Origin of the sequence: Variovorax sp. LjRoot290 (assembly GCF_964253985.1) — a bacterium.
Lineage (GTDB): Bacteria > Pseudomonadota > Gammaproteobacteria > Burkholderiales > Burkholderiaceae_C > Variovorax.
Map to the genome: position 1 here is coordinate 5,249,525 of NZ_CAXURW020000001.1, position 20,905 is coordinate 5,270,429.

The following is a 20,905-nucleotide window of genomic DNA, read 5'->3' on the forward strand; positions in this document are numbered from 1 at the left end:
CTTCAAGGCTTGATCTTCCCGTCTTCCTTGAAGACCTCGGTCCAGTCCTTGAGCAGACCGTCGAGCGCTTCCTGCGGCGTGCCCTTGCCGGCCACCACGTAGTCGTGCGTGCGCTTCTGCATCGCCAGCAGCAGTTGCGCATAGCTCGGCTCCTGCCAGAAGTCACGCACGATCTTCATCGAGTCGAGGAACACCGGCGCGTACGAGGTGCTCTTCTCGAAGCCCGGCTTGCCGAGCACCGCGTTGTGGCACGAGAAGCCGCCCGCGTCCCACCATTTCTGCTGCACCGAGGGCTGCGCGAACCACTTGATGTAGTCGAGCGCGAGCTCCTTCTTGTCGGAGTACTTGACGACCGAGATGCCCTGGCCGCCGAGCTGCGCCGCGGCGACCTTGGCCTTGGGCATGGTGAAGAAGCCGGTCTTCTCGCCGCCCACGTTCGGGTCCTTCGCGATGCCGGGGAAGAAAGCGATGAAGTTCATCTGCATCGCGACCTGGCCCGACTTGTAGGAGTCGAGGTCCTCGGTCATGTAGGCGTTGGAATGCCCGGGCGGCGTGCAGCAGTCGAACAGCTCCTTGTAGAACTTGAGGCCGGCCACGGCCTCGGGCCCGTTGATGAAGCCTTTCATGTCGTACGGCTTCTTCGGGTTGTCGTACTGCATGCCGTGGGCGTACAGGGTGTTCGTCACGCCCATCGTGATGCCCTCGGAGCCGCGCTCGGTGTAGAGCGCCGCGCCATAAACCTTCTTGCCGTCGATCGTGCGGTTCTGGAAGAACTGGCCGATCTGCTTGAACTCGTCCCAGGTCTTGGGCGGCGCGAGCTCGCGGTTGTACTTGGTCTTGAACTCCGCCTGCAGCTCGGGCCGGGCGAACCAGTCCTTGCGGTAGGTGAAGGCCACGGCATCACCCATCGCGGGCAGCGCCCAGTAGTTCTTCGTGCCCTTGGGCCAGGTCGAGTAGCCCTCGACGGTGGCGGGCATGAAGTCGCTCATCTTGATGCCGTTCTTGTCGAAGAACTCGTTGAGCTTGATGTAGTGGCCCTCGGTCGCGGCCGAGCCGATCCACTGGCTGTCGCCAATCAAGAGATCGCACAGCTTGCCCTTGGAGTTGAGCTCGTTGAGCATGCGCTGCGCGAAATTCGGCCAGGGCACGAACTCGTACTTCATCTGCACGCCGGTCTGGGCGGTGAAGTCCTTCGACAGCTCCACCAGCGCGTTGGCCGGATCCCAGGCCGCCCAGCACAGCGTGAGCTGCTTGGTCTGGGCCTGCGCGGCACCGGAGGCCAGCGTCAGCGCCGCGAGGAGCGCCGTGCCGAAAGTCGATCGCTTGTTCGTCAACCACTTCATTGCTTTATCTCCTGTTGGTCATGGGACGATTGAAGAATAAAGATGGCAATAAATAAATCAATCAACGCAAACCCTAAGACCTCAGACGGATCGGGATAGTCCGGTGAAGCCCGGCGATCGACATCGGCGACACTCCTGATTGATTTATTGAGGCGCTTTCCGCACTTGGCCACTACCGTCACCATCACCCAGATCGCCGAAGCGGCCGGCGTCAGCACCGCCACCGTCGACCGCGTGCTGAACAGCCGCCCCGGCGTCAACCCCGTCACCGTGCAGCGCGTGCGCGACGCGATGAAGGAACTGGGCGGCGCCGTGCCGATGCGCGGCCGGCCGCGCTCGACCGAGAGCTACCGTTTCGCCTTCGTGCTGCCTTCGACCCGGCGCGGCTTCTTCGACCTGGTGGATCGCGTGATCGCGCAGGCGGCCGGCGATTTCCGGCACCAGCACATCACCGAGGTGACGCGCCGCCTGCCGGCCCACGATGCGGCGGCCTTCGCCGAGGAGCTCGCGCGCCTCTCGGACATGGACGGCGTGGCCCTGCTGGCGCCCGACACGCCGGCGGTGAAGCTGGCCGTCAACGAGCTGGTGCGCGCCGGCGTGCACGTGGTCACCTTGTTCTCCGACGTCGCGGGCTCGATGCGCGAGACCTTCATCGGCGCCGACAACCGCGCCGCCGGCCGCACCGCGGGCCTGCTGCTCGGGCGCGAGGCGCCGGCCGGCCAGGGTCACTGCGCGCTGCTGTCGCCGGCCACGCGCTATGCGGCCGAGATCGATCGCGGCATCGGCTTCGCGCAGGTGCTGGAAGAGCGCTTCGCGGGCGCCCGGCTGCTGCGCGTGGACGACATGCCGGAATCGGAAGACGAGGCCTACCGGCGCGCGCGCGAGGCGCTGGACCCCCAGGCCACCGGCGGGCGTCTGACCGCGGTCTACAACGTCGGCCCCGGCAGCCACGGCGTGCACCGCGCGCTGGCCGAGCACGGCTACGACGCCTCGCTCGGCGTGATCGCGCACGACCTGCTCGACATGCATCGCGCCATGCTGATCTCCGGTGCGCTGAGCTTCGTGCTGCACCAGGACGTGCACTACGTGGTGACCACCGCGGCGCGCGTGCTGCGCGCGCTGTGCGAAGGCGTGCGCGGGGCGCTGGCGGTCAGCAATCCGCGGGTCGACATCCTCACTGCGGAGAACCTCGCATGACAGCCGCCCACGATCGCCCCACGATGCGCTCTTCATGTTCGCCCCGCGAGGACACGCGATGAAGAAATTCATCAACTACGTCGACGACGCGGTCGTCGAAAGCCTGTCGGGCCTCGCGTCGGCGCACGAGGCGCTGCTGGCCGTCGAGTTCGACCCGACCTTCGTGTGCCGGCGCGTGCCCAAGAAGGACGCGGTGGCCGTGGTGTCCGGCGGCGGCTCGGGGCACGAGCCGCTGCACACCGGCTATGTGGGCCGGGGCATGCTGGACGCGGCCTGCCCGGGGCAGGTGTTCACCTCGCCCACGCCCGACCAGTGGATGGCCGCGGCGCACCGCGTGAACGCCGGCCGCGGCGTGCTCTTCATCGTCAAGAACTACGCCGGCGACCGCCTCAACTTCCAGATGGCGAGCGACATGCTGGTCGATCTCGACCACCTGATGGTGGTGGTCGACGACGACGTCGCGATCGACCATTCGACCCACGGGAGCGGCCGCCGCGGCGTGGCGGGCACCGTGATCGTCGAGAAGATCGTCGGCGCCGCGGCCGAGGCCGGCGCCGACCTGTTCGACTGCAAGGCGCTGGGCGACCGCATCAACAGCTGCACCGCCTCGATGGGCGTGGCCTTCAACAGCTGCATCGTGCCGGCCTCGGGCGTGGCGACCTTCGAGATCGGCGAGCAGGAGATGGAGCTCGGCGTCGGCATCCACGGCGAACCGGGGCGCCAGCGCATGCCCTTCGCGCCGGCGGTCGAGATCGTCGACCTCTTGCTCGACCCAATCCTCAAGGATCTTTCGCTCGCGCGTGGCCGCGAGGTGCTGCTGCACGTCAACGGCCTGGGCGGCACGCCGCTGATGGAGCTCTACCTGCTGCAGCACCATGCGCGCCGGCGGCTCGCCGCCGAAGGGCTGACAGTGGCGCGCACGCTGGTGGGCAACCACACGACCTCGCTCGAGATGGCGGGCGCCTCGCTCACCGTCACGGCGCTCGACGACGAGGCCAAGCGGTTGTGGGACGCGCCGGTGCACACGCCGACACTGCACTGGTAGCGCTATCGCGGCGCTAGAATCCGGCCCATGAACCCCGAGGCCACCCCGGCACGCCGCACCCGCCGCGGCAGCGGCGCCGTCACGCTGCACGACGTCGCCAAGCTCGCCGGCGTGGCGCCCATCACCGCGTCGCGCGCGCTCAACACGCCGGCGCAGGTGTCGGCCGAGGTGCTGAAGAAAGTCACCGACGCGGTGGCCCGCACGGGCTATGTGCGCAACGGCCTGGCCGGTGGCTTGGCATCGACGCGCAGCCGGCTGGTGGCCGCGGTGGTGCCGACCATCGCCGGGCCGGTGTTCCTGCAGACCGTGCAGGCGCTGACCGAGGCCCTCGCCGAGAGCGGATACCAGCTCATGCTGGGCCAGAGCGGCTATGCCGAATCGCGCGAGGATGCGCTGCTCGAGGCCATCATCGGCCGCCGGCCGGATGGCATCGTGCTCACCGGCATCATGCATTCGGCCGAGGGACGCAAGCGCCTGCTGGCCGCGGGCATTCCGGTGGTCGAGACCTGGGACCTCACGCCCACGCCGCTGGACATGCTGGTCGGCTTCTCGCACGTCGAGGTGGGGCGCGCGGTGGTCGACTTCCTGCGCAGCAAGGGGCGCAGCCGGCTCGCGGTGGTGGCGGGCGACGACGAACGCTCGCGGCGGCGTCACCAGGCTTTCCAGGATGCGGCGCGCGCCGCCGGCCTGCGCGAGGTGCGCCTGATCTACGTGCCGGCGCCCACCACGATGAAGAGCGGCCGCCGCGCGCTGGCCGAACTGCTCGCGGTCGCGCCGGACATCGACGCCGTGTTCTGCAGCTCCGACCTGCTCGCGCTCGGCGTGATGACCGAGGCGCAGGCGCGCGGCATCGCGGTGCCGGCGCAGTTGGCGGTGGTCGGCTTCGGCGATCTCGAGTTCGCGGCCGACCTGAATCCGGCGCTGAGCACGGTGCGCATCGACAGCAAGGCCATCGGCCGGCAGGCCGCGCGCTTCATCGTGGACCGCGCGGAAGGCCGCCAGGTCGACCCCCGTGTCGTCGACATCGGCTTCTCGATCGTCGACCGCGACAGCGCCTGATCCGTATAAACCCCTAGATTCGGCTGCTTGACGCCGCAGTTGGTAGCGCTATCATTCAGACCATTAAATGGTAGCGCTACCTAAGCCATCGACCTCTTTCAATTTCAAGGAGACAAACCCATGAAGAAGCTACTCGGCGCCCTCGCCATCGGCCTGGCCGCCAGTGCAGCCGCCTACGCCCAGGCCACTTCGACAAGCTCAGGACAGGATTGGCCTCAAAAACCCGTGACGCTGGTCGTCCCGTTCCCGCCCGGCGGCTCCACCGACATGGTGGCACGCGCCATCGGCCCCAAGCTCACGGAGAAGCTCGGCCAGCCCTTCCTGGTCGACAACAAGGCCGGCGCCACCGGCACCATCGGCGCGACGCTGGTCAAGCGCGCGGCACCCGACGGCTACAGCTTCCTCGTCACCTCGCTCGGCCCACTGGTGATCGCACCCCACCTCATCAAGGGCATGCAGTACGACGCGCTGAAGGACTTCGACTTGATCACGGTGGCCGTGCAGGCGCCCAACGTGCTGGTGGTGCCGGCCAGCTCGCTGCACAAGACGGTGGCCGACGTGATCGCGCACGAAAAGAAGAACCCCGGCAAGATGACCTTCGCCTCCTCCGGCAACGGCTCCAGCGACCACCTCACGGCCGAGCTGTTCTGGCAGCAGACCGGCACCACCGGCCTGCACGTGCCCTACAAGGGCGGCGCGCCGGCCATGACCGACCTGCTCGGCGGCCAGGTCGATGCCTCGTTCCAGAACGTCAACGCGGTGGTGCCGCACATCAAGTCCGGCAAGCTCAAGGCGCTCGCGGTCACCGGCGACAAGCGTTCGCCGGTGCTGCCCGAGGTGCCGACGATGAGCGAAGCCGGCGTGAAGAACGTCGAGGTCTATTCCTGGCAGGCCGTCGTCGCGCCCAAGGGCCTGCCGACGGCGCTGCGCACCAAGGCCAGCGAGTCGGTGGTGGCCGCGCTCAACGACCCGGCCATCAAGCAGCAGTTCACTTCCATCGGCCTCGAGGTGGTCGGCAACACGCCGGCACAGTTCGCGACTTTCCAGCAACAGGAGTTCGCCCGCTGGAAGAAAGTCATCGAGACCGGCAAGATAACCATCGACTGAGCCAGCCCATGCCCCTCAACGCCACCCCCCTGATCACCGAACTGCGCGTGATCCCCGTCGCCGGCCGCGACAGCATGCTCTTGAACCTGAGCGGCGCCCACGGCCCCTTCTTCACCCGCAATTTGCTGATCCTGACCGACAACGCCGGCCGCACCGGCGTCGGCGAGGTGCCCGGCGGCGAGAAGATCCGCCAGACGCTCGAAGATGCACGGCCGCTGGTCGTCGGCCAGCCGATCGGCGCGCACCAGCGCGTGCTGCAGCACATGGGCAAGCAGTTCGCCGATCGCGATGCCGGCGGCCGCGGCCTGCAGACCTTCGACCTGCGCACCACGATCCACGCGGTGACCGCGGTCGAATCGGCGCTGCTCGACCTGCTGGGCCAGCACCTGGACGTGCCGGTCGCCGCGCTGCTCGGCGAAGGCCAGCAGCGCGAGGCGGTCGAGATGCTGGGCTACCTGTTCTACGTCGGCGACCGCGACAAGAGCGATCTGCCCTATGCGCGCGAAGCCGATGCCGGCAACGACTGGTTCCGCCTGCGCCACGAGAAGGCGATGACGCCCGAGGCCATCGTGCGCTTGGCCGAAGCGGTGCGCGAGCGCTACGGCTTCAACGATTTCAAGCTCAAGGGCGGCGTGCTGCGCGGTGAGGAAGAGATCGAGGCCGTGACCGCGCTGCACGAGCGCTTTCCGCAGGCGCGCGTCACGCTGGACCCCAACGGCGGCTGGCTGCTGAAGGACGCGATCCGGCTCATGCGCGACATGCGCGGCGTGGTCGCCTATGCCGAAGACCCCTGCGGCGCCGAAGAAGGTTTCTCCGGCCGCGAGGTGATGGCCGAGTTCCGGCGCGCCACCGGCCTGCCGACCGCCACCAACATGATCGCCACCGACTGGCGCCAGATGAGCCATGCGCTCGCGCTGCAGTCGGTCGACATCCCGCTGGCCGATCCGCATTTCTGGACCATGGCCGGCTCGGTGCGCGTGGCGCAGACCTGCCGCGACTGGGGCCTCACCTGGGGTTCGCATTCGAACAACCATTTCGACGTCTCGCTCGCCATGTTCACGCACGTGGGCGCCGCCGCGCCCGGCCGCGTGACCGCGATCGACACGCACTGGATCTGGCAGGACGGCCAGCGCCTCACCAAGGAGCCGCTGCAGATCCAGGGCGGCCTGGTGCAGGTGCCGAAGAAGCCGGGCCTGGGCATCGAGCTCGACATGGCCGAGGTCGAGAAGGCGCATCAGCTCTACCAGCAGCACGGGCTGGGTTCGCGCGACGACGCCGTCGCGATGCAAGCCCTCATCCCCGGCTGGAAATTCGACCCCAAGCGGCCGGCCTTCGACCGTTAGCCAAACCAACCAAGGACGCCCCATGAGAGAAAACCGCCTGCGCACGCTGTGGAAATCCGGTGGGGCTGCCGTCAACGGCTGGCTCGCCATACCGAACAGCTTCTCGGCCGAGACCATGGCCCACCAGGGCTGGGACTCGCTGACCATCGACCTGCAGCACGGCGTGGTCGACTACCAGGCCATGCTCCCCATGCTGCAGGCGATCTCGACCACCAACACGGTGCCCGTGGTGCGCGTGCCGTGGCTGGAGCCGGGCATCCTCATGAAGACGCTGGACGCCGGCGCCTACGGCGTGATCTGCCCGATGGTCAACACGCGCGAGGACGCGCAGCGGCTGGTGGCCTACACACACTACGCGCCGCGCGGCACGCGCAGCTTCGGCCCGGTGCGCGCGCTGCTCTACGGCGGCGCCGACTATCCGCAGAATGCCAACGACACCATCGTGACCTTCGCGATGATCGAGACGGCACAGGCGCTCGACAACCTGGACGACATCCTCTCGGTCGAAGGGCTGGATGCGGTGTACATCGGCCCGTCGGACCTCTCGCTCGCGCTCGGCTGCCGTCCCGTCTTCGACGACGTGGACCCGCCGGTCGCGCAGGCCATCGACCACATCCTCGAACGGGCCAAGGCGCACGGCCTGGTCGCCGGCATCCACAACGGCAGGCCCGACGTGGCGCTGGCGCGCATTGCCAAGGGCTTCCAGTTCGTCACCGTGAGTTCGGACGCGCGGCTCATGGCCGCGGGCGCCCAGCAGATGCTCGCAGCGATGCGGGCCACGCCGGCGCCTGCGGCATCTTCTTCCACCTACTGAACCAAGGAAATCGAAATGAAAGTCGGATTCATCGGCCTCGGCATCATGGGCGCGCCGATGGCGCAGAACCTCCTGGCCGCCGGCCACGAGATGTTCGTGCGCACGCGCAGCAAGGTGCCCGAGGCGCTGGCCAAGGCCACGCAGTGCAAAACCAACGCCGACGTCGCGCGCGCCGCCGATGTCATCGTGCTCATGCTGCCGGACACGCCCGATGTCGAGTCGGTGCTGTTCGGCAAGGACGGCGTCGCCGACGGCCTGAGCGCCGGCAAGACGGTGATGGACATGAGCAGCATCTCGCCCATCGAGACCAAGGCCTTCGCCAGCAAGATCAACGCGCTCGGCTGCGAGTACCTCGACGCGCCGGTCTCCGGCGGCGAAGTCGGCGCCAAGGCCGCCAGCCTGACCATCATGTGCGGCGGCTCCGAAGCCACCTTCGACAAGGTGAAGCCGCTGCTTGAAGCCATGGGCAAGAACATCACGCTGGTCGGTGGCAACGGCGACGGCCAGACCACCAAGGTGGCCAACCAGATCATCGTCGCGCTCAACATCGCCGCGGTCGGCGAGGCGCTGCTGTTCGCGAGCAAGGCCGGCGCCGATCCGGCCAAGGTGCGGCAGGCGCTGATGGGCGGCTTCGCGGCCAGCCGCATCCTCGAAGTGCATGGCGAACGCATGATCAAGCGCACCTTCAACCCGGGCTTCCGCATCGCGCTGCACCAGAAGGACCTGAGCCTCGCGCTTGCCGGTGCCAAGTCGATGGGCGTCGCGCTGCCGCAGACGGCTTCGGCCGCGCAGCTGATGCAGTCTTGCGCCGCCCACGGCTGGGACCAGCTCGATCATTCGGCGCTGGTCAAGGCGCTGGAGCAGATGGCGGCGCACGAGGTGGCGAACCCGCAGACCTGAAGCCGCATCGCGCCGCCGACGAAGAACAACAACCCTGGAGACGAGCATGCAAGAACAACAAGGCGCGAGCGCGCGCCGCGCTTTCCTGAAGACGGCCGCGGGCAGCACGCTGGCCGCGCTCGGCGGCACCGCCGCCGCGCAGGCCTTCGACTTCAAGCCCAGCCAGCGCTACCCCGATCCGGCGGTGCAGGTGCTGGACCCGAGCTTCGGCAAGTACCGCATCTACAGCAGCACGGTCGAACAACTGGGCACCGGCATGCGCTGGGCCGAAGGCCCGGTGTGGTTCGGCGACGGACGCTATCTGCTGGTGAGCGACATCCCCAACAACCGCATCATGCGTTTCGACGAGGCCACCGGGACTTTCGGCGTGTTTCGCCAGCCGTCCAACTTTTCCAACGGCCTGGCGCGTGACCGGCAGGGGCGGCTGCTGGCCTGCGAACACCTGACCCGGCGCATCACGCGCACCGAGTACGACGGCAGGATCACCGTGCTGGCCGACAGCTTCAACGGCAAGAAGCTCAACTCGCCCAACGACATCGTGTGCAAGTCCGACGGCTCCATCTGGTTCACCGATCCGCCCTTCGGCATCGGCGGCAACTGGGAGGGCGACAAGGCCGCCTCCGAACTGCCGCACTCCGTCTACCGCATCGCGCCGGACGGCAAGATCGGCCTCGTCACCGCCGACCTGAACGGCCCCAACGGCCTGGCCTTCTCGCCCGACGAGAAGAAGCTCTACATCGTCGAGGGACGCGCCCAGCCCCACCGCGTGATCTGGAGCTACGACGTCGGCAGCGGCGCCAGCCTGTCCAACAAGACCCGGCTGGTGGACGCCAACGGGCCCGGTTCGATCGACGGCTTCAAGGTCGACGTCGACGGCAACCTGTGGTGCGGCTGGGGCAGCAACGGCGCGCCCGGCGCAAACCCAGCGGACCTGGACGGCGTGATGGTGTTCAACCCGCAGGGCAAGGCGATCGGTTTCATCCGCCTGCCGGAGCGCTGTGCGAACCTCAGTTTCGGCGGGGCCAAGAACAACCGGCTTTACATGGCAAGTTGCCACTCGCTTTATGCGCTCTATGTGGAAACGCATGGCGCGGCTTGAATGGCGACCGGAGCAAGTCTTCGTTAAGAAGTAAGTAAAAAGCTCTTGAAATACCTTGTTACGGCGTGCACAGCTAGGCACAATGTATTACATGAAACGTCAAAACCTCTCCCAACCGCGGTGGTCCCCCGAGGGGCTGCTCAGTCTCTTGCGCGCCAGCCTGCCACCTGCGGGACCCGGGGCGACCCCACTCCCTGCGCCCCCGGCGCGCCTCGACAGCCGTCAGCTGACCGAGGTGGCCAGCCAGTGGCGCAGGCGTTCGGAGTCGGGCGACGAAGGGGCAGAGTCCGTGGCGGCCGCACTGGACTACATCGCCACGCGCCGCGCGCGGGAAAGAGGCGAGCGGATCCAGGCGATGGGCAAGCGGCTTTCGCAACTGATGCAACTGAGTTGAGTCGCGCCATGAAGACCCAGACCGAAGCCATTCGCGAAGGCTACGAAGTCGATCTGTCCGGACCCGGCCGGCCGTTGGGAGCGCGAGGTAGATACCCCGACTACGAGATGATTCCCTTGCTGACCGACATGGAAGCGGAACTGCTCAACACGCTGAGCCTGGTGCGCAAGATGCTCGCCGAAGGCCCGCCCAGCCAGGATGCCCAGCAGGGCGTGGTGCTCGCGATCGACGGCCTGCTTTCCGTCGCGCGCGCCTGAGCGGCACCCTCAGCGCCGTGCAGGCGCCGGCTGCACGCGCTCCCGCGCCGTGACCGTGCGCGTCACGAGCCGCCCTTCCCGCAGCAGCGACACCTGGACCGGCCGCCCGATGCGCTCCGCATTGAGCAATCGCAAGAGATCGTCCGCACCGGCGATCGTCACGCTTTCCAGCGCGACGAGGATGTCGCCCACCCTCAGCCCTGCCAGGTCCGCGGGGCCGCCGGTCTGCACTTCGCCGATGCGCACCGCGTTGGCGCCCGCATGAATGGCCAGGGCCACGCGCCGCGCCAGCGGCACCGTCTGCGCCGCGATGCCGAGATGCGCGCGCCGAACCCGGCCATGGGCGATGAATTCGCCGATCACGAAGCGGGCCGTGTTGCTGGAGACGGCGAAGGCGAGCCCCTGCGCGCCGGCGATCATGGCGGTGTTGATGCCGACCACCTGGCCCGACGCAGCCACCAGCGCGCCGCCGGAGTTGCCAGGGTTGAGCGCCGCGTCGGTCTGGATGACATCGTCGATCAGGTGCCCGCTTTGCGAGCGCAGCGAGCGGCCCAGCGCCGAGACGATGCCGGCCGTGACGGTGGATTCGAAGCCCAGCGGATTGCCGATGCCCACCACCAGGTGACCGCGCTTCAGCACCTTCGAATCGCCCAGCGTCGCGGTCGCGGCGCCGCGCGGGAGTTCGACGCGCAGCAGCGCCAGGTCGGTGGCCGGATCGTCGCCGAGCACCTCGGCCTCCCGGTCGCCGCCTTCCGGGAGCCCGACACGCACGCGCCGCGCCGCTGCCACCACATGGCTGTTGGTGAGCACCAGCCCGTCGCCGGCGATGACCACGCCGGATCCGAGGCCGCCGCCGCGCTGGCCGGGCGCTGCGCTTTGCACCCGCACGACGGCCGGTCCGGCGCTGTCGGCCACTGCGGCGACCGCGCGCGAGTAGGCGTCGATCAGGGCGTCCTGGGCCGGCTCGGGGCCGGTGCCTTCCGTGTTGAGCATGGCTTCAGATGGCTTCATTCTGTGAAGCCACAAGGGGCTGAAGCACTGCCCGGATGGGCAGGTACCCGCTCGCAGCGTCGATCAGCCCAGCAGCCCTTCCTCCCGCAGCCGCGCGCCGATGCGCCGGATCCCGGCCTCGCCCTGATCGAGCGCCGCCTTGCTCGTGTGCACCGAGTAGTAGCCCATCACCAGTTCGTGCGGATGCTTCACGGCCGAGCCCAGAACGAAGGCCGTGTCGCCGTGGCCCACGAAGTCGATGGCGTCTTCGGATTCCTCGAACATCGCGAGCTCGCCGGTAACGACCGGTCCACCCGCATCGAGCCCGCCCGCATTGACCGCGACCCAGCCCACCGTGTGGCCGGCGGGCGGCGTGTAGCGCCAGCGCTCGCCGTCTTTCAGGCGCACGGCCAGATAGTTCATCGACGCCGGCGCCGGAATGGCGCTTTGCGCCTTCCCGTAGCGCCCGAGGAGCACGCGCACCGGGCCCTCTTGCGGCACCTGCGAGGGCGCGAGGTAGAGGCTCTGAGCCGGTGCGTTCTCTTCCGAAGCGGGCAATGCCACCCAGAGCTGGAAGCCCAGGACCGGCGAGTTGCCGACCGGCGCGCCGGTGTGCCACACGCCGTTGCCGGCGCGCATCCACTCCACGCCGCCAGCGGGCAGCACACCCTTCTTGCCGGTCGTGTCTTCATAGCCCACGTCGCCTTCGATCATGAAGGTCAGCGTCGCGATGCCCGAGTGCGGGTGCATGCCGAAGCCCTTGTGGCCGGGCTCGGGCTGGAAGCCGAAGAGGTCGAGAAACACGAAGGGCTTGAGAAACTCGCCCAGCTCGCCCGGACTCACGAGCCGCGTGATCGGCCCATGCGAGCTGCCGCTTGTGCGGTAGACGATGGCGCGGGCTTTGGTGTCGACGGCGGCGGTCATGCGGCTTCCTTCAGCCCGCCGCCAAGGAGCGAGACGGGCCGCAGTCGCCAGGCCACGAAGGCTGCGAGCGCACCGAGCACCACGGCCGGCGCGGGATTGCCGCCGATCAGCACCACGTGCGTCGCCACCGCACCGACCATGGTTGCGGCGAGCAGCAGGCCGCCGAAGAAGCCGGTTGCAGGTACGAGCAGCAGCACGGCGCCCACGACTTCGACCGCGCCCGTCAGGTAACGAAACCACTGGCCGAAGCCGATGGCATCGAACACCTGGACCATCTGCGGCACGCCGGCCAGCTTGGAGAGGCCAGCCGGGCCGAAAGCCAGCGCCAGAAGAATGCGAACGCCCCAGACGATGCGGCGCTGCGTGGGGGAAACCGGAAAAAAAGCCATGGAAAGGTGTCCTTGCGTGTGCGTTGAGGCGTGGGAGCCCGATGCGCAGAAGATTAGGGTCGCACCCATTGATCGACTAGACCGCACAATCGGATTGCACTCGTCCACAGATAGAAGGAATCGCCTCGTGTTCGACCTGAACGACATCGCCATGTTTGTGCAGGTGGTGCGCTGCGGCAGCTTTGCCGAGGCGGCGCGGCGGCTGGGCGTGCCGCCCAACACCGTGAGCCGGCGCATCCAGCAGCTCGAAGCCCGGCTCGGCACGCGGCTGATGCAACGCTCCACCCGCAAGCTCACGCTCACCAACGCCGGCCAGGCCTTCCACGAGCGCTGCGCAGGTGCGGTCGACGGGCTGGTCGAAGCCGGCCAGGCGTTGTTGACGGGCAGCCAGGAACCCAGTGGCCTGGTGCGCGTGGCGGCGACAGCCGACTTCTTCGACTTCTTTCCGATGGAGTGGGTGGCCGACTTTCTGGCCGCGCATCCGCTGGTGCGGCTCGACTTCGTGCTCAGTGATGCCAAGGCCGATCTGATTGCCGAGCAGATCGACGTCGCGTTTCGCGGCGGCCCGCTGCGCGACTCGGGCTATGTCGGCCGCCGGCTCCTCGGCGCCCGCAGCGGCGGCATGGTGGCCAGCCCCGCCTATATCGCCGCGCGCGGCGCGCCCGCCACGCTGCAAGACCTGGCGAACCACGACTGCGTGAGCTCCGCCCACCCAAGCGGCCGCACCACCTGGCGCCTGGCCGGCCCCGATGGGGTGGAGGAGGAAGTGCAGGTCGCCGGCCGCTTCAGCGGCAACACGGCCCAGGCGCTGCGCAAAGCCACCCTGGCCGGCCTCGGCATCGCGCTGCTGCCGCCCGCCATGGCCAGGCTCGACATTCAGGCCGGCCTGCTCGTGCCGGTGCTGCCGCAATACCAGCGCACCAGCCAAGGCCTGAGCGTGCTCTACCCGAGCCGGCGGCACCTGCCGCTGGCGGTGTCGGCGTTCATCGGGTTGGTGTTGGAGAAGCTGAGTGCGGTAGAGACGTTGCCGGAAGTGCTCCGGTCCTAGGCCGGCACGCCGTCCACGTTCGCCCGGTCCCAGTGCCGGTGCTTCGCGATCGCCGCGATGAAGTCCTGCGCGATCTGCGTGGCAGCGCTGGTGTCGCCCAGGTTGGTGGTCGGCGTGGCGGCCACCACCACGCCGGCCGGCGCCTTGCCCGGGTCGGCGCCGACGCCCAGCGTCGCGAGCAGCTTCACGCCCTCGCCCACCGTGCAGATGGCCTTGCAGTGCTTATAGGCCTCGAGCACGAAATGCAGCGCATCGCCGTTGCGCGCCAGCGCCTCGGCGCCCTGCGCGCCGGCCGGCACGAGCACGGCGTCGAACATCACCGAAGGCATGTTGACGAAGGTGGCGTCGACTTCGAGCTGGCGCCTCGACGCGCTCGCGACGGTGCCGAGCCGCGGACCGACCACCTTGCACTGCGCGCCCGCCTGTTCGAGGGCCTCGCGGATCGGCTTCAGCGAGGCCGAGTCGATGCCGTCCATCACCAGGATCGCCACCTTGCGCGTCTTGATCGAGCCATCGCCGGTGTCGGCCATGCTGAGCGCGCGCGATTCCTCGATCGGCAGCGTCATGCGGTGCTCGCGAAAGCCGGCCCGGCCCGCGGCCGCCTTGGCATCGGGGGCGTCGATGCCCAACGGCTCGGCCACGCGGCGCGCGAGCTTCTCGTCGACGTGCGCGAGGTTGTCCACCATGCGCTGGCGTATCGCCGGCGCCTCGACCTTCGAGAGCTCGAAGCGGAAGGCCGCGATGATGTGCTCCTTCTCGGCCGCGCTCTGGCTGTTGAAGAACAGCCGCGCCTGCGTGAAGTGGTCGTCGAAGGAGGGGCTGCGGCGCCGCAGCTTGGGCGGGTCGATTTCCTCGGGAAAGGACTGGAAGCCGCCGCTCGCGCCGTCGATGCGGAACTCCTTGCCGTCGAGGAGCGAGTGCGGTTCGTAGGCCACCTGGCCGCGCGCGATGGTCTGGCGGTGCATGCCGTCGCGCTGGAAGTTGTGGAAGGGGCAGACGCTCCTGTTGATCGGCAGCTCGTGGAAGTTGGCGCCGCCCAGGCGCGAGATCTGCGTGTCGGTGTAGGAGAACAGGCGGCCCTGCAGCAGCGGATCGTTCGTGAAATCGATGCCCGGCACCACGTGGCCCGGGTGGAAGGCCACCTGCTCGGTCTCGGCGAAGAAATTGTCGGGGTTGCGGTTGAGCACCAGGCGGCCGATGCGCTGCACCGGCACCATCTCCTCGGGCACGATCTTGGTCGGGTCGAGCAGATCGAAACCGAAGGCATGCTCCTTGTCCTGCGGAATCAGCTGCACGCCCAGCTCCCACTCGGGGAAATCGCCGCGCTCGATGGCCTCCCACAGGTCGCGCCGGTGGAAGTCGGCATCCTTGCCGGCGATCTTCTGCGCCTCGTCCCAGGCCAGCCCGTGGATGCCGAGCTTGGGCTTCCAGTGGAACTTGACGAAATGGCTCTCGCCGCGCGCATTGACGAAGCGAAAGGTGTGGACGCCGAAGCCTTCCATCATGCGCAGGCTGCGCGGGATCGCGCGATCCGACATGATCCACATCAGCATGTGGGTGGTCTCGGGCATCAGCGAGGCGAAGTCCCAGAAGGTGTCGTGGGCGCTCGCGGCCTGCGGCATCTCGTGGTGCGGTTCGGGCTTGACGGCGTGGATCAGGTCGGGGAACTTGATCGCATCCTGGATGAAGAACACCGGGATGTTGTTGCCCACCAGGTCGTAGTTGCCCTCGCGCGTGTAGAACTTGACCGCGAAGCCCCGCACGTCGCGCACCGTGTCGGCCGAGCCGCGCGAACCCGCCACGGTCGAGAAGCGCACGAAAACGGGCGTGCGGATCGCCGGGTCCTGCAGGAAATCGGCAGAGGTGAACTGCGACATCGACTTGTAGACTTCGAAGTAGCCGTGCGCCGCCTCGCCGCGTGCATGCACCACGCGCTCGGGAATGCGCTCGTGGTCGAAGTGCGTGATCTTCTCGCGCAGGATGAAGTCTTCGAGCAGCGTCGGCCCGCGCGCGCCCGCCTTCAGCGAGTTGTGGTTGTCCGGGATCTGCAGGCCCTGATTGGTGCTGAGCTGCGGGGTGTTGTCGCTCGTGAAGGCGGCCAATTGTTCCTGCTTGGCATTGCTGCCGTCCCCCGGCTTGGGGCGACGGGCGGCGGCCGCCTTGTTCTGTGGCGTCATCGAGATTCCTTCGTTCTCTTGGAATGCGGCGCCTCGAAGCGCCGCAGGATCAGCCGGCTTCCGCGTCGAAGAACACGTCCAGTGCGCTGACCACCGCCACGAGTCCGACGACGCCGGCCGCAGCCGCTATGGCCCAGAACAGGACACCGTCGATCCAGGTATCTCCGAGCGCGCCAAACAGTGAGGAAAGCTCCATGATTCGCTCCAGATCATCGTTGCGGGACGGTTCGACAGGCGCTGCATGCCGGCTGCGAGCAAGCCATGAGCTTAGATTTGGCACCGCGCAAACCCCGTAGTGGCCGCGCGCTCCGGCGTGTGGGAGCGGCGAGGAGTACACAGTAGGACCGCACTGACGGCTTTGTGGGCTTGCCTACGCCGCTTCGCGTACCCATCTATGCCCGCCAGGCGCGGCGGGCGATAGGATGAAGCGGCTGCGCTCGGCACCAAACCTGCTTGTGCGGCATCACACTTCTGACCTTCGCAACCGGCCCGCGCCACCATGCTCATCAAAATCGGTTTCGACATCGAACTCGGCGTCACGGCGCCCACGGCGTTGCTCTACATGCTGCAGGTGCATCCTTCGCGCGCCGCCGACATCGCGGACGGCGAACACATCACGATCAGTCCGCCGCTCTACACCGACCACTACCGCGACGCCTTCGACAACCATTGCGCGCGCGTGCAGGTGCCCGCCGGCGTGAGCAGCGTGCGTCTGCGCAACGAAGCGGTGGTCTTCGACACCGGCTGGGCCGACCCGATCGACCTGGGGGCCGTCGAGCACATGCCGGCCGATCTGCCGGTGGAAACGCTGCCCTTCCTGCTGCCCAGCCGCTACTGCGAGGTCGACAGCGAACTGCTGCAGTTCGCATGGAACACCTTCGGCCAGGTGCCCAAGGGCTGGCCGCTGGCGCAAGCCATCTGCGACTACGTGCACCAGCACCTGCGCTTCGACTACCAGCGTGCACGCGCCACGCGCACCGCACTCGAAGCGTGGCGCGAGCGCGTCGGCGTGTGCCGCGACTTCACCCACCTGGCGATCACGCTGTGCCGCTGCATGAACATTCCGGCGCGCTACGTGACCGGCTACCTCGGCGACATCGGCATTCCGCCCGTGCCCTACCCGATGGATTTCAGCGCCTGGTTCGAGATCTACCTCGGCGAGCGCTGGCACACCTTCGATGCGCGCCACAACACGCCGCGCATCGGCCGCATCACCATCGCGCGCGGCCGCGACGCGGCCGATGTGCCGATCACGATGGTGTTCGGGGAGAACACGCTGCAGCGCTTCGAGGTAACCACCGAGGAGGTGGTCTGAAGCTTCAGTCCGGCGGCGACGCGTAGCCCAGCGTTTTCATCGCCGCGCCCAGGCCCTTTCGGCTCTTCTCCATCGCAGCCCACGGCTTGTTGCCGATGGCGATGCGCTCGCCGATGTTCCTGATCGTCCATTGCGAGGCGCTCTTCAGCTCGGGCAGTTCGTCCCATTCGAGCGGCACCGACACGCCCAGCCCCGGTCGCGAACGCGCCGACCAGGCGCTGACCGTGGTGGCGCCGAAGCCGTTGCGCAGGTAGTCGACGAAGATCTTGCCGACCCGGTTGCGCGGCCCGCTCTTGGCGACGAAGCGATCGGGGATGGTCTGCGCCAGGTGCTGGACCGCCGCCTGCGAGAAACCCTTGACCGCATCCCAGCCGTAGTGGCGCCGGATCGGCACCAGCACGTGCAGGCCCTTGCCGCCGCTGGTCTTCAGGAAGGCCGGCAGGCCGAGTTCGGTGAGCAGCGTGCGCACCAGCATCGCGGCCTCCAGCATCTTCGACCAGTCGACGCCCTCGCCCGGGTCCAGGTCGAAGGTCATGCGGTCGGGCCGGTCGATGTCGTTGGAGGTGGCGTTCCAGGTGTGCAGCTCGATCACGTTCATCTGCGCGGCCGAGAGCAGGCCGCGCGCGGCATCGATCTGCAGCAGCGCTTCGTGCTCGGGATCGAGCGCCGGGTCCAGCAGCTTCACGCCCGGCAGCTCGCTCTGGTTGGCATGCTTCTGGAAGAACAGCTCGCCGCCCACGCCCTCGGGTGCGCGCACCAGTGCTACCGGCCGGCCCTTCAGATGCGGCAGCAGGAGCGCCGACACCTCTTGATAGAAGGCGACGAGCTCGCCCTTGGTGGTGCCGCTCTTCTTGTCGATCACGCGTTCGGCATGGGTGATGCGCAGGTCCATGGTGCGGCTCGCTCCTTTGTTGCTGCTGCCGGCGCGCGCGGCGGCAGCCGGCTTGGGCGGCGCCTGCGCTTTCTCGCGGCGGATCTCGGTGGCCGGCTTGTCGGTGCGCAAGCCCTGGAAGACGGCCTGGCGCACGCGACCATCGCGCGTCCACTCGCCGAAGGAGATCTCGGCCACCAGCTTCGGCTTGACCCATTGCGCCTTGACGCCGGCGGGTCGCTCGTCGAAGGGGCAGTCGTCGCTCGCCAACTTGTCGAGCCGGGCCTTGATGTCCGCCAGGCGATCGGCGTCGAAGCCGGTGCCGACGTTGCCGCAGTACTTGAGCGCGCCCTGGTCGTCGCACACGCCGAGCAGCAGCGAGCCGAAACCCGTGCGCGCGCCCTTGGGTGCGGTGTAGCCGCCGATCACGAACTCCTGCCGCTGCTGGTTCTTGAGCGTGATCCAGGTCGGCGAGCGGCGCGAGACATAGCCCGAACCCTTCAGCTTGCCGATGATCCCCTCGAAGCCGAGCTGCGCGGACGACGCCAGCAGAGCGCGCGGCGCGGCCTCGAAGGCCTCGGACAGCCGCAGCGACGCCGGCGGCTTCTTGCCCAGCAACTTCGCCAGCAACGCGCGGCGCTCTTCCACCGGCGCCTCGCGCAGGTCGCGGCCGTCGAGGAAGGGCGCATCGAAGAGCCAGTAGACGATCGATGAGGTGGCGCCGCGTTCGAAGGCGTTCTGCAGCGCCTGGAAATCCGGCGCGCCGTTCTCGCCATGGACCACGATCTCGCCGTCCAGCCAGGCCGAGCGCGTGGGCAGCTTCGCGAGCGCCTTCACCAGGCCGGGAAGCTTCGCGCTCCAGTCGTGGCCGTTGCGCGTGATGCATTGCACCTTGTCGCCGTCGATGCGCGCCAGCAGGCGGTAGCCGTCGAACTTGAGTTCGTACAGCCAGTCGTCGGCCGCAGCGGGCGGCGCCGCGACCAGCGTGGCGAGCTCGGGTTCGAGGCTGCGCGGCGGCGCGGCCTTGGGTGCGGCTTTCGCCTTCTTCGCTGCAGGCGGCTGCTTCGTCGTCGTCTTTGCGACCGGCGGCACCGCGTCGTCGACGCCGCGGCCGCTCAGCACGCTGTCGGGCAGTTCTTCCACCACGTCGAAGTCGGCCAGCGGGCGCGCTTCATCGTCGTTCTCCTTGATCAGGAGCCAGGGCTCCTGCTTCTCGTCCTTGCCGCGCATGCGCACCAGCGTCCAATGGCCGCGCAGCTTGTCGCCGTACAGCTCGAACTTGAGCTTGCCCTCGGCCAGCCCCTGGCGCGCATCGCCCTCGGCCGCCCACTCGCCGCGGTCCCAGACGATCACCGTGCCGGCGCCGTACTGCCTGGGCGGAATGGTGCCTTCGAAGTCGGCGTACGAGACCGGATGGTCCTCCACGTGCACCGCCATGCGCTTGACGCTCGGATCGAGGCAGGGGCCCTTGGGCACGGCCCAGCTCTTGAGCGTGCCGTCGAGCTCGAGCCGGAAGTCGTAGTGCAGGCGGCTCGCATGGTGCTTCTGGACCACGAAGGAATGCGCGCCTCGGCTGCCGCAGCCGAGCTTGTGCGGCTCCGGCGTCTTCTTGAAATCGCGCTTGCCGTGATAGCGCGCCAGCGCTTCGCGCGCACTCGGTTTGCTCGCCACGCGCTGCCTCAGGCCGCCTTGTGGCGCGATGCGGACTTGCGGGCCGGCGCGCGCTTGCGGGCCGTGGCCTTGGCGGCCGGCTTGCGGGTCGGCTTGGCTTCTTCCGGCTCTTCCTCCTCGTCTTCAGCCGCCGCCTTGCCACCCTTGCGCAGGCTGCGCTGCAGCAGCTCGGTGAGGTCGAGGATCTTCGCGCCAGAACGCCCTTCCTGTTCCTCGATCGGCTCGAGTTTCGTGACCTCCTCGGTCTGGCCCGCTTCGACCTTCTGGTCGACCAGCCGCATGATCTCGTCCTTGAACGAGTCCTTGAATTCATCGGGGTCCCAGTCCGAGCTCATGTCCTTGACCAGTTCCCCGGCCATCTTGAGTTCGCGCTCCGAAAGGCCCACCTGCTTGGCGCTTTCGGAAGGCAGGGGCAGGTCTTTCCATGGCCGGATGTCGGCACCCCAGCGCAGCAGGTTCAGCACCAGCCCCGGCCCCACCGGCACCAGCGCCGCGAGATGCTGCTTGGTCTGGATCACGACCCGGGCGACGCCGATGCGGCCGGCGCGCTTGAGCGTTTCGCGCAACAGCGCGTAGACCTTGCCGCCGCGGTTGATCGGCGCGACGTAGTAGGGCCGCTCGAGGTAGACGAAGGGAATGCTGTCGGCCGGCACGAAGGTCTCGATCTCGATGGTCTGCGTGGTCTTGGGGTAGGCGTCGGCGATTTCCTTGTCGCTCAGCACCACGTACTCGCCGTCCTCGTACTCGATGCCCTTCACGATCTGCTCGCGCGCGATCTCCTTGCCGGTCTTCTTGTTGACGCGCTTGTAGCCCACCGGGTCCATGGTGCGCTTGTCGAGCCAGTCGAAGTCGATGCTGTGGTCGACGGTGGCCGAGTACAACGCCACCGGGATGTGGACCAGGCCGAAACTGATGGCGCCCTTCCACAGGACGCGCGGTGCGGGGGTTTTGGATGTGGGCAT

At 68.1% G+C, this 20,905-nt stretch carries 20 protein-coding genes; 12 read left to right on the forward strand and 8 right to left on the reverse strand.

Annotation, left to right across the window (positions count from 1 at the left end; all coding sequences use genetic code 11):
* Positions 1–2: 2 nt before the first annotated feature.
* A complete protein-coding gene (locus ACSQ9A_RS25930; RefSeq protein WP_436305784.1) occupies positions 3–1,343 on the reverse strand; it encodes an ABC transporter substrate-binding protein in 1,341 nt (446 codons plus the stop codon).
* Between the two features lie 165 nt (positions 1,344–1,508).
* Here ACSQ9A_RS25930 and ACSQ9A_RS25935 point away from each other — a divergent pair, with 165 nt between their 5' ends.
* From ACSQ9A_RS25935 to ACSQ9A_RS25980, 10 genes are all read left to right on the forward strand, one after another.
* Positions 1,509–2,540 carry a LacI family DNA-binding transcriptional regulator gene (locus ACSQ9A_RS25935; RefSeq protein ID WP_436293976.1) on the forward strand — a complete coding sequence of 344 codons (1,032 nt, stop codon included), beginning with the start codon at positions 1,509–1,511 and terminating at the stop codon, positions 2,538–2,540.
* Positions 2,541–2,598: 58 nt separating this feature from the next.
* Positions 2,599–3,585, forward strand: a complete 987-nt coding sequence (gene dhaK / locus ACSQ9A_RS25940; protein WP_436305785.1) for a dihydroxyacetone kinase subunit DhaK — start codon at positions 2,599–2,601, stop codon at positions 3,583–3,585.
* A 27-nt stretch (positions 3,586–3,612) separates the two neighbouring features.
* A complete protein-coding gene (locus ACSQ9A_RS25945; RefSeq protein WP_436305786.1) occupies positions 3,613–4,644 on the forward strand; it encodes a LacI family DNA-binding transcriptional regulator in 1,032 nt (343 codons plus the stop codon).
* A 120-nt stretch (positions 4,645–4,764) separates the two neighbouring features.
* Positions 4,765–5,751 carry a Bug family tripartite tricarboxylate transporter substrate binding protein gene (locus ACSQ9A_RS25950; protein WP_436305787.1) on the forward strand — a complete coding sequence of 329 codons (987 nt, stop codon included), beginning with the start codon at positions 4,765–4,767 and terminating at the stop codon, positions 5,749–5,751.
* A gap of 8 nt (positions 5,752–5,759) precedes the next feature.
* Positions 5,760–7,094 (forward strand): glucarate dehydratase, encoded by a 1,335-nt coding sequence (gudD, locus tag ACSQ9A_RS25955; RefSeq protein WP_436305788.1) that lies wholly within the window; start codon positions 5,760–5,762, stop codon positions 7,092–7,094.
* Positions 7,095–7,116: 22 nt separating this feature from the next.
* A complete protein-coding gene (locus ACSQ9A_RS25960) occupies positions 7,117–7,908 on the forward strand; it encodes an HpcH/HpaI aldolase family protein (RefSeq protein ID WP_436305789.1) in 792 nt (263 codons plus the stop codon).
* Positions 7,909–7,923: 15 nt separating this feature from the next.
* Positions 7,924–8,808 carry a 2-hydroxy-3-oxopropionate reductase gene (locus ACSQ9A_RS25965; protein WP_436305790.1) on the forward strand — a complete coding sequence of 295 codons (885 nt, stop codon included), beginning with the start codon at positions 7,924–7,926 and terminating at the stop codon, positions 8,806–8,808.
* Positions 8,809–8,854: 46 nt separating this feature from the next.
* A complete protein-coding gene (locus ACSQ9A_RS25970) occupies positions 8,855–9,907 on the forward strand; it encodes an SMP-30/gluconolactonase/LRE family protein (protein WP_436305791.1) in 1,053 nt (350 codons plus the stop codon).
* A gap of 91 nt (positions 9,908–9,998) precedes the next feature.
* Positions 9,999–10,301: a hypothetical protein gene (locus ACSQ9A_RS25975; RefSeq protein WP_436296577.1), complete on the forward strand. Its 303-nt coding sequence runs from the start codon at positions 9,999–10,001 to the stop codon at positions 10,299–10,301.
* 8 nt (positions 10,302–10,309) lie between these two features.
* The gene (locus ACSQ9A_RS25980; protein ID WP_436305792.1) at positions 10,310–10,558 is read left to right on the forward strand and encodes a hypothetical protein; all 249 of its coding nucleotides are present in this window, start codon (positions 10,310–10,312) and stop codon (positions 10,556–10,558) included.
* Positions 10,559–10,567: 9 nt separating this feature from the next.
* Here the strand turns inward: ACSQ9A_RS25980 and ACSQ9A_RS25985 are convergent, their stop codons facing one another.
* From ACSQ9A_RS25985 to ACSQ9A_RS25995, 3 genes are all read right to left on the reverse strand, one after another.
* Positions 10,568–11,569: a S1C family serine protease gene (locus ACSQ9A_RS25985; protein ID WP_436305793.1), complete on the reverse strand. Its 1,002-nt coding sequence runs from the start codon at positions 11,567–11,569 to the stop codon at positions 10,568–10,570.
* A 63-nt stretch (positions 11,570–11,632) separates the two neighbouring features.
* Entirely contained in the window at positions 11,633–12,472 is an 840-nt protein-coding gene (locus ACSQ9A_RS25990) for a pirin family protein (RefSeq protein WP_436305794.1), read from the reverse strand.
* Positions 12,469–12,861: a DoxX family protein gene (locus tag ACSQ9A_RS25995; RefSeq protein ID WP_436305795.1), complete on the reverse strand. Its 393-nt coding sequence runs from the start codon at positions 12,859–12,861 to the stop codon at positions 12,469–12,471. Before ACSQ9A_RS25995 ends, ACSQ9A_RS25990 begins: the two co-directional genes overlap by 4 nt.
* A gap of 127 nt (positions 12,862–12,988) precedes the next feature.
* Between ACSQ9A_RS25995 and ACSQ9A_RS26000 the strand changes: the two genes are divergently transcribed.
* Complete coding sequence (locus tag ACSQ9A_RS26000; RefSeq protein ID WP_436305797.1) at positions 12,989–13,909, forward strand: LysR family transcriptional regulator; 921 nt, start codon at positions 12,989–12,991, stop codon at positions 13,907–13,909.
* Here ACSQ9A_RS26000 and katE read toward each other — a convergent pair.
* Both katE and ACSQ9A_RS26010 read right to left on the reverse strand, forming a co-directional pair.
* A complete protein-coding gene (gene katE / locus ACSQ9A_RS26005; RefSeq protein WP_436305798.1) occupies positions 13,906–16,086 on the reverse strand; it encodes a catalase HPII in 2,181 nt (726 codons plus the stop codon). The two genes, ACSQ9A_RS26000 and katE, sit on opposite strands and share 4 nt — an antisense overlap.
* A 49-nt stretch (positions 16,087–16,135) precedes the next feature.
* Entirely contained in the window at positions 16,136–16,282 is a 147-nt protein-coding gene (locus tag ACSQ9A_RS26010; protein WP_436305800.1) for a hypothetical protein, read from the reverse strand.
* 303 nt (positions 16,283–16,585) lie between these two features.
* On the opposite strand from ACSQ9A_RS26010, the gene ACSQ9A_RS26015 reads away from it, so the two are divergent.
* The gene (locus tag ACSQ9A_RS26015) at positions 16,586–17,401 is read left to right on the forward strand and encodes a transglutaminase-like domain-containing protein (protein ID WP_436305801.1); all 816 of its coding nucleotides are present in this window, start codon (positions 16,586–16,588) and stop codon (positions 17,399–17,401) included.
* 4 nt (positions 17,402–17,405) lie between these two features.
* Here ACSQ9A_RS26015 and ligD read toward each other — a convergent pair whose 3' ends face one another.
* Positions 17,406–19,943, reverse strand: coding sequence for a DNA ligase D (gene ligD / locus ACSQ9A_RS26020; protein ID WP_436305802.1), 2,538 nt, complete (start codon positions 19,941–19,943; stop codon positions 17,406–17,408).
* 8 nt (positions 19,944–19,951) lie between these two features.
* On the reverse strand, positions 19,952–20,905 hold the full coding sequence (locus ACSQ9A_RS26025) for a Ku protein (protein WP_436305803.1): 954 nt from the start codon (positions 20,903–20,905) through the stop codon (positions 19,952–19,954).